The 12,231-nt window shown below is 32.2% G+C and carries 13 protein-coding genes; 9 read left to right on the top strand and 4 right to left on the bottom strand.

Features of this window, described 5'->3' with window-relative positions; translation table 11 throughout:
• From ACH2BG_RS02265 to ACH2BG_RS02240, 6 genes are all read left to right on the top strand, one after another.
• A partial coding sequence (locus ACH2BG_RS02265; RefSeq protein ID WP_395046109.1) for a DUF4256 domain-containing protein occupies positions 1-267 on the top strand: 267 nt, incomplete at its 5' end.
• A 211-nt stretch (positions 268-478) separates the two neighbouring features.
• Positions 479-763, top strand: a complete 285-nt coding sequence (locus tag ACH2BG_RS02260; RefSeq protein WP_395046108.1) for a DUF493 family protein — start codon at positions 479-481, stop codon at positions 761-763.
• Positions 764-765: 2 nt separating this feature from the next.
• Positions 766-1,482 (top strand): DUF4290 domain-containing protein, encoded by a 717-nt coding sequence (locus tag ACH2BG_RS02255; protein WP_395046107.1) that lies wholly within the window; start codon positions 766-768, stop codon positions 1,480-1,482.
• A gap of 111 nt (positions 1,483-1,593) precedes the next feature.
• Positions 1,594-2,904: a UDP-N-acetylglucosamine 1-carboxyvinyltransferase gene (murA, locus tag ACH2BG_RS02250; protein WP_395046106.1), complete on the top strand. Its 1,311-nt coding sequence runs from the start codon at positions 1,594-1,596 to the stop codon at positions 2,902-2,904.
• A gap of 2 nt (positions 2,905-2,906) precedes the next feature.
• Positions 2,907-3,275, top strand: coding sequence for a VOC family protein (locus ACH2BG_RS02245; RefSeq protein WP_395046105.1), 369 nt, complete (start codon positions 2,907-2,909; stop codon positions 3,273-3,275).
• 49 nt (positions 3,276-3,324) lie between these two features.
• On the top strand, positions 3,325-4,095 hold the full coding sequence (locus ACH2BG_RS02240) for a sulfite exporter TauE/SafE family protein (protein WP_395046104.1): 771 nt from the start codon (positions 3,325-3,327) through the stop codon (positions 4,093-4,095).
• Between the two features lie 17 nt (positions 4,096-4,112).
• On the opposite strand, the gene ACH2BG_RS02235 is transcribed toward ACH2BG_RS02240, so the two are convergent.
• Positions 4,113-6,587, bottom strand: coding sequence for a DUF5686 and carboxypeptidase regulatory-like domain-containing protein (locus ACH2BG_RS02235; protein WP_395046103.1), 2,475 nt, complete (start codon positions 6,585-6,587; stop codon positions 4,113-4,115).
• Positions 6,588-6,695: 108 nt separating this feature from the next.
• A complete protein-coding gene (gene aroQ / locus ACH2BG_RS02230) occupies positions 6,696-7,109 on the bottom strand; it encodes a type II 3-dehydroquinate dehydratase (protein ID WP_395046102.1) in 414 nt (137 codons plus the stop codon).
• Between the two features lie 328 nt (positions 7,110-7,437).
• Here aroQ and ACH2BG_RS02225 point away from each other — a divergent pair, with 328 nt between their 5' ends.
• Both ACH2BG_RS02225 and ACH2BG_RS02220 read left to right on the top strand, forming a co-directional pair.
• Complete coding sequence (locus ACH2BG_RS02225) at positions 7,438-8,088, top strand: outer membrane protein (RefSeq protein WP_395046101.1); 651 nt, start codon at positions 7,438-7,440, stop codon at positions 8,086-8,088.
• Between the two features lie 210 nt (positions 8,089-8,298).
• Positions 8,299-9,000, top strand: coding sequence for a hypothetical protein (locus ACH2BG_RS02220; protein ID WP_395046100.1), 702 nt, complete (start codon positions 8,299-8,301; stop codon positions 8,998-9,000).
• A gap of 70 nt (positions 9,001-9,070) precedes the next feature.
• Here ACH2BG_RS02220 and ACH2BG_RS02215 read toward each other — a convergent pair whose 3' ends face one another.
• Positions 9,071-9,679, bottom strand: a complete 609-nt coding sequence (locus ACH2BG_RS02215; RefSeq protein ID WP_395046099.1) for a porin family protein — start codon at positions 9,677-9,679, stop codon at positions 9,071-9,073.
• Between the two features lie 57 nt (positions 9,680-9,736).
• Between ACH2BG_RS02215 and xerD the strand changes: the two genes are divergently transcribed.
• Positions 9,737-10,642, top strand: coding sequence for a site-specific tyrosine recombinase XerD (xerD, locus tag ACH2BG_RS02210; protein WP_395046098.1), 906 nt, complete (start codon positions 9,737-9,739; stop codon positions 10,640-10,642).
• Positions 10,643-10,738: 96 nt separating this feature from the next.
• Here xerD and hisS read toward each other — a convergent pair whose 3' ends face one another.
• Complete coding sequence (hisS, locus tag ACH2BG_RS02205; protein ID WP_395046097.1) at positions 10,739-12,103, bottom strand: histidine--tRNA ligase; 1,365 nt, start codon at positions 12,101-12,103, stop codon at positions 10,739-10,741.
• Positions 12,104-12,231: the final 128 nt, after the last annotated feature.

Raw genomic sequence — 12,231 nt, 5'->3', positions numbered from 1 at the left:
AGGAAAGAACACAAACCAGAAAATAACGTTATGGATATGGTTGCCTGTATGGGTATTGAACTTCTGACCGAAGAACAATATCGAGCGTTGCAACAATTTGGGAATTTCGATACAAAAACATCGAGTTGGATAGAAACTCCTTCTGAAATCAGAAAACTTGGTGGCGCTATTTTTGCGGATTTTCGTTACGGAAATGTTTTTGTATACCATAATGGCGCAGAATCTTACTATGCAGCTAGAGGGTTTCGTGGGTCGTTAAGGGTTTAGTCTTGATAGTTTGCAAGGAAAGAATGCAAATTCCTAACTAGCCCTGATGATGGAATTGTTGGAGCTCTTCTCTTTTTCAGAGAAAGCGACTTCCAGCAGCGGGAATTTCGATAGCAAAAAGGTCCGAACAATTCGCTCCAAAAAATCGTAATTCCTAATTCGTAATTCCTAAATCTAAAATCGTATATTTGCTTTTATTTTAAGTTGAAAAATGGATAAGAAAGTTGAAGAGTTCTACGAACGATTGAAGGTAGAATTAGATAATAGTAATACTTGGCCTGCGGAATATTTATTTAAATTTATTGTTCCTACGGTTGATGATAATGTGGCACGTGTTGAAAACGCTTTTAATTGTTTGGGCGCAGTGATAAAAACTACAAAGTCTAAAACAGGCAAATTTACCAGCATATCTGTAGATGTGACTATGAAAGATGCCGATGAAATAATTGCTAAATACCAAGAAGTAGGTACTATAAAAGGTATCGTTTCCCTGTAAATATGAACACAAAATATACAAAAGAAATTGCTGGCGACGTGGTGCAGTATTTAGAATACAATTCGGAAAGAAAACCCCTTATTATTCCTGAATATGGTAGGTATCTGCATGTTTTAATAGACCAAGCAACAGCTATCGAAGACAGAACGGAACGTAATAAAGCAGCGAAATATATCATATCGGTGATGGGGAATTTGAACCCACATTTGCGTGATGTTTTAGATTTTCAGCACAAGTTATGGGATCAAATATTTATCATGTCTGATTTTAAATTAGATGTCGATTCTCCGTATCCTATTCCCTCGCGTGAGGTTTTAAAAATGCGTCCTGATCCTTTGAAATATCCTCAAAATTTTCCTAAATATCGTTTTTACGGAAACAATATTAAGTACATGATTGATGTGGCAAACAAATGGGAAGAAGGCGAACTGAAAAATGCTTTGTGCAAAGTGATTGCTACGCACATGAAGAAATCTTATTTGAGTTGGAACAAAGACACAGTAACTGACGAAGTTATTTTTGAGCATTTACTAGAATTGTCTGACGGAAAAATAAACTTGACTCAAAGCACTGAAGAGTTATTAAACTCTAACGATTTGATGCGAACTAACAAACGTATGTCGAACAAAATACAGACAAATAACACCAATGGGAAGCCAAAAATTATAAAAAATGGGAAGCCAAAACCTTTTGTGAAAAATAATAACAATCCGAAATAAAGGAACTAAGGCACTGAGGTACTGAGGTTTTAAGTTTGTAAAAAAACACACAATCTTAGAACCTTAGAGCCTTATAATTTAGAACCTCATAACTTAGAACCTTAGAAAAAAATGAGTACTTTCAAAATAGAAGGCGGTATCCGACTAAAAGGAGAAATCACACCACAAGGAGCGAAAAATGAAGCATTACAAGTTTTATGTCCAGCATTATTAACTTCTGAAAAAGTTAGAATAACTAATATTCCAGACATTATTGATGTAAACAAATTAATTGTTTTACTTGGAAATCTAGGTGTAAAAATTAAAAAAAATGGTCCAGGAGATTATACTTTTCAGGCTGATGAAGTAAATATTGATTATTTAAAAACCGAAGCTTTCAAAAAAGAAGGTGGTTCACTTCGTGGTTCTATTATGATTGTTGGTCCGTTATTAGCAAGATTTGGTTGTGGGTATATTCCAAAACCAGGTGGAGACAAAATAGGAAGAAGACGTTTAGATACACACTTTGAAGGATTTATAAATCTTGGTGCTAAATTTAGATACGAAAGAGAAGACCATTTTTACGGTGTAGAATCTGAAGGCAAACTAAAAGGTGCTTATATGTTACTTGATGAAGCATCAGTAACGGGAACGGCAAATATTGTAATGGCGGCGGTTCTTGCCGAAGGAACAACCACAATTTATAATGCTGCTTGCGAACCATACTTACAACAATTGTGTAAGATGCTAAACTCGATGGGCGCAAAAATAACAGGTGTTGGTTCGAACTTACTAACTATTGAAGGAGTAGATTCTCTTAGTGGTTGTGAGCACAGAATTTTACCCGATATGATCGAAATTGGTTCTTGGATTGGTCTTGCAGCTATGACAAGAAGCGAAATAACCATTAAAAATGTGTCGTGGGACAATTTGGGAATTATTCCAAATACTTTTAGAAAATTAGGAATTACTTTAGAAAAAAGAGGAGATGATATTTACATTCCTACTCATGAAAATTATGAAATAAAAACCGATATCGATGGTTCGATTCTTACCATTTCTGATGCACCTTGGCCAGGATTAACTCCCGATTTATTGAGTATTATTCTTGTAGTTGCAACTCAAGCAAAAGGAGATGTTTTAATACACCAAAAAATGTTCGAAAGTCGATTGTTTTTTGTGGACAAACTAATAGATATGGGAGCAAAAATCATGCTTTGTGATCCACACAGGGCGGTAATTATGGGACATGATTTCGAATCACAACTCAAAGCAACCACAATGTCTTCTCCAGATATTAGAGCTGGAATATCTTTGCTAATTGCTGCGCTTACTGCAAAAGGAACAAGTATTATCCAGAATATCGAACAAATAGATCGTGGTTACGAAAGAATTGATGAACGTTTAAGAGCAATTGGAGCAAATATTGTAAGAGAGTCGTAGAAATGAACTTAAATCAAGTTACAATTTCAGTCAAAAATGTAGAGCAATCTATCATATTTTATCAAAAATTGGGTTTAAACCTCATTGTAAAATCTGTGCCAGACTACGCAAGATTTGAATGTCCCGATGGTCATGCTACTTTTTCTTTACATAGAAACGAAGAAGCTAATAACGGAACTTGGATTTATTTTGAAGTTAACAATGTTGATATTAAAATAAATGAACTTCTAGAAAATAATTTTATCATAAACGAACTCCCAGAAGATAAACCATGGTTGTGGAGAGAAGCTAGATTAAAAGATTTAGACAATAATATCATTATCATTTATAACGCTGGAAAAAACAGAAAAAGTCCACCATGGCGTATATAATAATAACAAATCCCATTACTTACGTTTTGGGATTTACTTTTTAAACTATATGGAAACCTACATTATTATTTTACTTTGTATTGCTTCATTTTTTGCCGGTTTTGTAGACGCCGTTGTTGGTGGTGGCGGATTAATTCAGACTCCAATAGCATTAATATTATTACCTAATTTCCCCATCTCATCTATAACTGGATCGCTAAAAATTCCTGGAATTAGTGGTACGAGCGTTGCGGCTTTTCACTATTTGAAAAATGTAACCATGAACTGGAAATTATTAGTCATTATGGCTCTATTTTCTTGTGGATTTGCTTTTTTGGGTTCAGAATTATTAACCCTTGTGAGTAATGATTTTATGAAACCTTTGTTGTTTGGAATTCTAATTTTATTAGCTATTTACACTTTTATCAAAAAAAATTTTGGACAACATCAAATCAAAGAATTGTCCGAAACTAAGATAATATTTTTTGGAATCATCATCAGTTCTTTTATTGGATTTTATGACGGATTTATTGGTCCTGGAACAGGAAGTTTTCTTGTTGTAGCATTTATTACTATTCTTGGTTTCGATTTCTTGCATGCTTCTGCCAATGCAAAAATGGTCAATGTTGCTTCAAATATTGGTTCGATTACTTTATTTATTCTGAAAGGAAAAATCATTTGGCTCATCGCAATTCCTATGGCTTTTTGCAACGCTTTTGGTGGTTGGTTAGGCGCTAAAACAGCTCTAAAAAAAGGAAATGGTTTTATTCGAGTTTTCTTTTTAATAGTAGTAATCGGGACTTTGATTCGTTTTGGATATGATGTGTTTTTTAAACGGTAGTTGTTTGTCTATTTAATTTAATCCAAAAAATTCAAAAATTTCAATCCAAAAATCACACCGTCAGTCTGAAAACCATTTTGATATGAGCGAACATAATCCAATCTGAAAATTTTAAATTTACCGAAACCTAAATTATCCAATCCCGCAGAAAACTCATGATATGGAGTTTTGTTAGACACCGAAAGGTTATGATAACCCAAAATTAAATTCGATTTCAATTTATTTAATAATGGGATTTTATTAATAATAAAACCTTTATCATCATATTCTGAATGAACTTCAAAAAAAGCATCATTGGTACTGTTTGCGTAATAAGGCATCAAGTTAAAAACATTCAAATAATTGTCCGATTGCCCAATTCTAGTCTGATTTCCCGAAAAATGTTTGTAATCTACAAAGGAAATATTATCTGCCCCGAAGAATTTTCCAGCAGTCAGATTTACACCTAAATGTCCTTTATTTCCTAAAGCAAAATCTTGCGTTACTTTTGCGCCTAAATAGTCAAAATTATAATTGCTTTGGTTTTCGCCAAAACCTTTTTCGTAAGTAAAATATAACGTTGGATATTTATCATTTGCGATATTAAACTTCCCGTCAGGGCGAGTCCAATATTCTTGTCCAAAATTTATTTTTCCAGTTATTTTCCCTTTTGCCAAATTATGTTTTACAATAGCTGGAGTTAAATTATCTAAAGGCAATAACGGATTGTTTGAGGTATACAAATCATTATTTTTTATAATGGTAAAGTCCGTATTATTAAACAATGGTTTCCTTTCAGAATAGTCGAAATTAGCATAAAGAGAAAAACCATTTACCACTTCTTGACTATAGTTTAGTTTGACAAAATTCTTATCGAATAATTTCATATAATTATCTTTGAAAAACAAAGTGCTAACAGAGTTTACAATATCTGAAATTGGATTTTTATCGTTAAACTGAGTTGCTTCACTTCCAACAGAAACAGACAAAGAAGCATTATTATGATTGTTGAATTTTTTAGAAAAATCGGCAATGGCTCTTAATTTAGTTTCGGCAAAACCATAATTAAATTTCGTTCCGAAATTAACATAAGTTCTGTCGTCTGGATTTCGTTTTGTGTATGACAATCCCGCAGATAAATTATAACCTTGAACGGTGTTAAATCGTAATGAAGTTAGTGGTCCGCTATAATTTATAATTCTGTTTTTGTACGAGTTTTTATAAATATAACCTGACAAAACTTGTTGAATATGAAACTTATTTTCTTTCTTGTCTATCGAATCAAGATAAGTTTTTGATTTTCTTAAAATTTGAATACTATCTTTCTTAACATAATCAGTACTTTCTTCGATTGTTAAAGGAACTGGTCGAATCGCATTCCAGAAACTGTCTTCTTTTTTATTCGAATCTTTCTCGAAAGTAAGCACTTCTCTGGTAAATGTTTTTTTGTCGAATTTTGGCTCAAATTCAAAATTACTATACACGTACGTGAAGCGTCCAGAAACATTAATTCCAAACATTCCTGCAATAAAATCAAGGCTTTGTGTATTTTTTGTCCAAATATTATCGATTTTATTATAACTGAAACTTTGTTTTAGAACCAGATTATCCAGCGCTGGAGTTTGCATTCGATAACCTTTCAAATCAACATCAACAGCATAAATTGCCCACGAATCTTCTACAATATATATGTAACCTTCTACAACTGGCTCGATGTCACGGCGCGGAATTACCTTTATTTTATTTACTTGTTGCTTGTCTTCGTTATAAAAACTACCTTCTATTTTAAATTTATAATAATTGAAAGCATTGTCGCTAAGTGGCGAAATTATATTGATTTCGAAAGGCAAATAATTTTCATAAAAATCGAAATCTACACCAGCAGCATTGTTAAAGCTAAAACCATTGTCTTTTCCACTTACTTTTGATGCGATTATGGTTTCTTTCATTTTATCTGGTTTCTGAAAATTTAATCTCGAAACAGTTTCCGATAAATACAAAATTCCGGTTCGGGTAGAATCTAAAGCACCATCAAAATCACCAATTTCCTGACCTAAAATTTTCTTTGGCGCATCTTTTATTCTCATGAGTCCGCGAGAATAAAAATCGGCATTATATTTTGCAGTTTTTGCAGCGTTTTCCTTTTTTGCAGCGATGGCATTACGTATAATTTGATTGGCTGGATTTTCTTGATTGTTTATAACTACTTCGTTTAAAGCAAAATTTTCTTCTACTAATTTCGCATTCAATTCATACGGAAAAGCATCAATAGTAACAGTAATTTTTTTGGTTTTAAAACCTAAATACTGAAAAACAACTACGTATTTTCCGATTTTTTTTACATTCAATTCATAAAATCCTTTTTCGTTTGTTGAAGTATTATTATAAGAATTTTCTATAAAAATAGTGACCGACGAAAGCGGTGCGTTTGTGTCATTAGTTACCAATCCCTTTATTTGAGCGTTACAAATAAATGAAGAGAACAAGACAAGGAATAAAATATTTTTTTTCATAATGCTTTTTTATTGCTGATGCAAACTTAAAGCATCTTAAGAAAGTAAGAAATTAATTAACAAAAGTTTATTTTTTCACAGAAAAAATAGAGTTTAGCCTTGTAATAACTACAAAAACGACTCCAATGCCAAGTCATAGCTTTTTAATCCAAAACCAATAACTACACCCTTTGCGTTTGGCGAAATATAAGATTGATGACGAAAAGTTTCACGAGAAAAAGTATTCGAAATATGCACTTCAACCACTGGAGTTGTAATGGATTTAACACAGTCGCCAATTGCTATAGACGTATGAGTGTAAGCGCCCGCGTTTAGTATTATTCCGTCGTAATCAAAACCAACTTCTTGTAGTTCATTGATGATTTCTCCTTCTACATTACTTTGGTAATAACTTAATTCGACAGAAGGATATTTAGATTTTAGTTTTTCAAAGTAGGTTTCGAAATCTTGATTTCCATATATTTCTGGCTCTCGTTTTCCTAAAAGATTAAGGTTTGGTCCGTTTATAATAATAATTTTCATTGTATGATTATTGTTGTTTTGTAAAAGTACTTATTTAGGCTTTATATTAAAATAAAGTGACCGAAAATTGTAGTTTTAAAAACCAATAAATAACTAAGCTGATTAATAAAAATGATTTAGTTTCTAATCTCAAGTAATTTTTGAAGAAAAAATATTGTTTTAAAATAACCAAAAACAAACCACCTTAGGTTTTTTTTTGCTGCTTTTAACACATAACTAACTAACATTAAATAAGTTAAAAATTGTTAATAACTATTTTTAATCTCCTATCTTTTACGCGTTCATAAATACCTATTTTTAAATAAATTAATTTTAAAACAAAAAAACAATGAAAAAAGTATTATTTACAGCTATCGCTGTGTTTGGTCTTACGGTTGCTAATGCACAATCAAACAAACAAGGAACTATGCATGTTAATGTAATTGGAGGTTTTTTATCAGGAAATTTCACACAACAAGATGATGAAGCTGGTTCATTGAAATATAAAGCTACTGCTACTGGAGCTCAATTTGGGGCTAATTTTCAGTATGGTATTGCAGAAAGTTTTAGTGCTGGTATTGGTCTAGAGTTTGGTACTGCTGTATTAGCATATAAAAGTTTTGATGCTGAGGATTATAATTACTCAAACCCATCATTATCTACTTTCAAAGTAAATTTATCAGGAAGATATTATTTCTTGAACGATGATAAGTTTAATATTTTTGCTGGACCATCTATCGGTTTTACAACTGCTAAAGACAAAGATGCTATTTTTGGTATTGAATATAGTGATTCTCAAAAAACTAAATATTCTGGTTTAAACTATGGTGTTAATGCTGGTGGTAACTATTACTTCTCTGATGTTGTAGGTGTTATCTTAAATGTAGGTTACGAAGGAAGTAGCTTAAAATCAACATATACTGATGAAGACGGTAAGTTTACTGGAAAAGGTACTCTTGGTGGAGTTAAAGTTATGGCAGGTCTTGCTTTAAAATTCTAATCTAATTCTAGATTAAAATAAAGAATACAGAAAATCCCGTCTCGATTTATTACGAGACGGGATTTTTTTATACATGATAACAAAATTGATTCAAAACACAATTTACTGGATATCAGTATCATATAAATAAACCTCTCGAAAGTTCTTTATTTACTTGTTTTTTTAAATAAAATACTATTAAATTTGCTCTGAATTTAAAATTTAAATAAAATGAAAAAAGTATTATTAACTGCTATTGCAGTATTTGCATTTGGTTTTGCTAATGCACAAGAAGGTACAACTACTAGCGATTACAAACCAACTAAAGGTACTGTTACTACTGAAGTAGGTTTAACTGGTGGTTTAAACGCTGCTGACTTTAACCTTAACACAGGTGTTTTAAAGTTTAGATATTTCTTGAAAGATGATTTAGGTTTGCGTTTAGGTTTTGCAACTAATTCTAACAAAACAGAAGAAATTGACAATTCAGATTTAACTAATATTGAAACTACAATTAACAAAAGATCAGATTTAACTTTAAATTTAGGGATTGAAAAGCATTTTGCTGGTTCTGAAAGATTATCTACTTACGCTGGTGCAGATTTATTAATTGGTTTCAGAGGAGCTAAAACTGAATACACAGAAAATGGTTATTCTTATAATGTTGATGGTGCTAACCAAGATCTAAATACAGGTGATTTTAGTGATGTTGCAGGTAATTATTTTGGATTAAGATTATTAACTGGTGCTGACTACTACATTGCTAAAAAAGTATTTTTAGGAGTTGAAGCTGGTTTAAACATTGTTACTGGTAAAAATAAAGATATTGAAATCAGCGAAACAGGTCAACCAAATGTAAATATTGCAGGTGGTAAAGCTTCTGGAATTACTACAAACGTAATTGGCGGTGTAAGAATTGGTTACCAATTCTAATATTCTGAATATTATATAAATAAAACCACGCTAATAGCGTGGTTTTTTTCATTATACCCTTTTTTTAGTCTTACATCTTAAAGCCTATTCCCACTTGGAAAACCATGTTTTTAGAATCGCTATTTTTCACAACTTCATTTAAACTTTGCGTAAAACGACCTGAGATAAATGCCCCTTCTGAAAAATTAAAAGAAACTCCAGCAGCAATGGCTGTATCAAAACTTTCCACTTCGTTTTCTAGAGAAGAACTATTACTGCTCTCTGTTTTTTCAGAAACTTTGAACCCAAATTGAGGTCCCACTTCGATACTGAAAATTTTACCCAAATACAGTTTAGCTAAAATAGGAACGTTTAAATAATCGATCTGATAGGTCACTTTATAACTTGACCCAAATAATGGTTTCACATTGGTTTCGAAACCTTGTCTTGAATAAACGACTTCTGGCTGTAGTGATAAAACTTTTGGCATAAGAGGAATCTCGCCTAAAAATCCAAGATGAAAACTGGTTCTTGGATCTGGTCCTTCTTCAAATTTTCCTTTCGATACCGTAGAATAGTTTAATCCTCCTTTAATTCCAAAACCAGAAGAAGATTCTGAATTTGTAGTTTCTTGAGCAGAAACAATATTCACAAAAGTGAATAAAAATACGGCTAATGCAAATTTTTTAGTTACTTTCATATTCTTTATATTTTATAATACTGTAACGTAAAAATATAAAAAAAAAGTATATTAATTATGAAAAATAATTGGGTCACTTATATTAAAAACTTTAAATCGTATCTAAAAATAGAAAGAGGATTATCTAAAAATTCTATCGATAATTATGTGCTTGATATAGAAAAATTAAGCAACTATTTATCAGATAATAATATCGATATTTCTCCCGTAAAAATAGACGACGAAACGATTCAACAATTTATTTATGAGATTTCTAAAACTGTAAATCCACGTTCGCAAGCCAGAACAATTTCTGGATTAAAAAGTTTTTTCAATTATCTTATTTTCGAAGATTATCGTCCTGACAATCCGTTAGAACTTATAGAAACGCCACGATTGGGACGGAAATTACCCGACACCTTGAATATTGAAGACATCGATAAACTGATTTCTGCTATCGATTTAACAACCAATGAAGGCGAACGAAATCGCGCCATGTTAGAAACTTTATATGCTTGTGGTTTACGTGTTTCGGAATTGGTTTCGCTAAAAATTTCCGATTTGTTTTTTGATGAAGGATTTATAAAAATAACAGGAAAAGGAAACAAACAACGATTTGTACCTATTAGTGAGTACACACAGAAATATATCGAGATTTATAAAAATACCGATAGAAATTTACTTCCAATTCAAAAAGGTCACGAAGATACTTTATTCTTAAACCGAAGAGGAAGACAATTGACCAGAGCAATGATTTTTACCATTATAAAAAACCTAGCTATCGAAATTGGTTTGAATAAAGTAATCAGCCCGCATACTTTCCGACATTCGTTTGCCACACATTTGCTCGAAAATGGCGCCGATTTGCGGTCTATTCAGCTTATGCTAGGGCATGAATCGATAACTACTACCGAAATTTATATGCATGTAGATAGGAAACATTTAAGCCAAGTCATGCAAACTTTTCATCCTAGAAGTAAATAGTTTGAATAAATAAGTGCGTTCTTGTCATTTCGACGAAGGAGAAATCTTATCAAAATTAGTTGTGAAATTTCTCCTTCGTCGAAATGACAAAATGGTTTATTGAAATAAATTCTTCAATTCGTCAAAACTTACTTTTTGTTGTTCTCCAGAAACCAAATTTTTAACAGAAAACTGATTGTTTTTTATCTCATCATCACCAACAATTATAGCTAAGTGAATACCACGTTTCTCGGCATATTGAAATTGTTTGGCAATTTTGACATTGTCAGGATACAATTCGACTTTTGCACCTAATTTTCTCAATTCAGTAATCGCTTTCATTGAATATTTAGTTTCTTCTTGACCAAAATTTAGGAAAATAGCTTTAGAAGTTGTCGTTACCGTTTCTGGAAATAAACCCAACTCTTCGATAACCAGATAAATTCTGTCTAATCCAAAAGAAATCCCGACGCCACTCATATTTTTAAGTCCAAAAATGCCGGTTAAATCATCGTAACGACCACCTCCACCTATAGATCCCATCGAAACAGCCTTTGGCGGAGCCACTTCGAAAATAGCACCTGTGTAATAATTCAATCCTCGGGCAAGTGTTACATCTAAATCTAAAATTGCAGAACTTAATCCTAAATTAGAAACATTGTCGCAAATAAATTGTAATTCTTCAACCCCTTTCATTCCTTCGATTGAATCAGCAAGTAGAACAGATAATTTTTCTATTTTTTCAGAAATAGAACCTGTAAAATTGAATAAAGGTTGCACTTTTTCTATTGCAGTTTCAGAAATTCCTTTTTCGATCATTTCTTTTTTTACGCCGTCCTCTCCTATTTTGTCGAGTTTATCCAGTGCAACTGTAAAATCTATTAATTTGTCCGATGCGCCAATCACTTCGGCAATTCCAGATAATATTTTTCTGTTGTTAATTTTGATGGTGACGCCATCTAATCCTAAATCGGTAAAAACGGAATCATATAATTGTACTAATTCTACTTCTTGCCATAATGAGGTCGAACCTACAACATCGGCATCACATTGATAAAATTCTCTAAAACGTCCTTTTTGCGGACGATCGGCACGCCAAACTGGTTGTATTTGGTAACGTTTGAAAGGGAATTCGATGTCGTTTTGATGTTGTACAACATAACGCGCAAAAGGAACGGTTAGGTCGTAACGAAGTGCTTTTTCAGAAATAGTTGAAGTTAACTTATTACTATCTTTAGCTTCTAAAATCTCTGCATTTGCTTTAGACAAATAATCCCCAGAATTCAATATCTTAAAAATTAATCTATCGCCTTCTTCTCCGTATTTTCCCATTAAGGTTTCGGAATTTTCGAACGAAGGTGTTTCGATAGGTTGGTAACCAAATTTCTCGAAATGAGTTCTCATTTTCTGAATAATATATTGGCGTTTTGCTACTTCTGCTGGCGAAAAATCACGGGTTCCTTTTGGTATGCTTGGCTTCATTTTGTTGTGTATTCGGTTATTCGATTATTTGGTTATTCGATTACAGAAGGTTTTAAAAATTGCTTTTTAGCCCTGATGGAAGCGAAAATCCTGTTTCGTTTTTTGGCACGAAACAGATTGTAGCGACA

This window comes from Flavobacterium sp., assembly GCF_043779715.1.
In the GTDB taxonomy this organism is placed as follows: domain Bacteria; phylum Bacteroidota; class Bacteroidia; order Flavobacteriales; family Flavobacteriaceae; genus Flavobacterium.
This window is presented reverse-complemented; position numbering and strand designations above follow the sequence as displayed.

What these genes read in the sequence shown, in the direction of transcription:
- ACH2BG_RS02260 (WP_395046108.1), top strand. Translation starts at nt 479, where the DNA reads ATGGATAAGAAAGTTGAAGAGTTCTACGAACGATTGAAGGTAGAATTA.
- ACH2BG_RS02255 (WP_395046107.1), top strand. Translation starts at nt 766, where the DNA reads ATGAACACAAAATATACAAAAGAAATTGCTGGCGACGTGGTGCAGTAT.
- murA (WP_395046106.1), top strand. Translation starts at nt 1,594, where the DNA reads ATGAGTACTTTCAAAATAGAAGGCGGTATCCGACTAAAAGGAGAAATC.
- ACH2BG_RS02245 (WP_395046105.1), top strand. Translation starts at nt 2,907, where the DNA reads ATGAACTTAAATCAAGTTACAATTTCAGTCAAAAATGTAGAGCAATCT.
- ACH2BG_RS02240 (WP_395046104.1), top strand. Translation starts at nt 3,325, where the DNA reads ATGGAAACCTACATTATTATTTTACTTTGTATTGCTTCATTTTTTGCC.
- ACH2BG_RS02235 (WP_395046103.1), bottom strand. Translation starts at nt 6,587, where the DNA reads ATGAAAAAAAATATTTTATTCCTTGTCTTGTTCTCTTCATTTATTTGT.
- aroQ (WP_395046102.1), bottom strand. Translation starts at nt 7,109, where the DNA reads ATGAAAATTATTATTATAAACGGACCAAACCTTAATCTTTTAGGAAAA.
- ACH2BG_RS02225 (WP_395046101.1), top strand. Translation starts at nt 7,438, where the DNA reads ATGAAAAAAGTATTATTTACAGCTATCGCTGTGTTTGGTCTTACGGTT.
- ACH2BG_RS02220 (WP_395046100.1), top strand. Translation starts at nt 8,299, where the DNA reads ATGAAAAAAGTATTATTAACTGCTATTGCAGTATTTGCATTTGGTTTT.
- ACH2BG_RS02215 (WP_395046099.1), bottom strand. Translation starts at nt 9,679, where the DNA reads ATGAAAGTAACTAAAAAATTTGCATTAGCCGTATTTTTATTCACTTTT.
- xerD (WP_395046098.1), top strand. Translation starts at nt 9,737, where the DNA reads ATGAAAAATAATTGGGTCACTTATATTAAAAACTTTAAATCGTATCTA.
- hisS (WP_395046097.1), bottom strand. Translation starts at nt 12,103, where the DNA reads ATGAAGCCAAGCATACCAAAAGGAACCCGTGATTTTTCGCCAGCAGAA.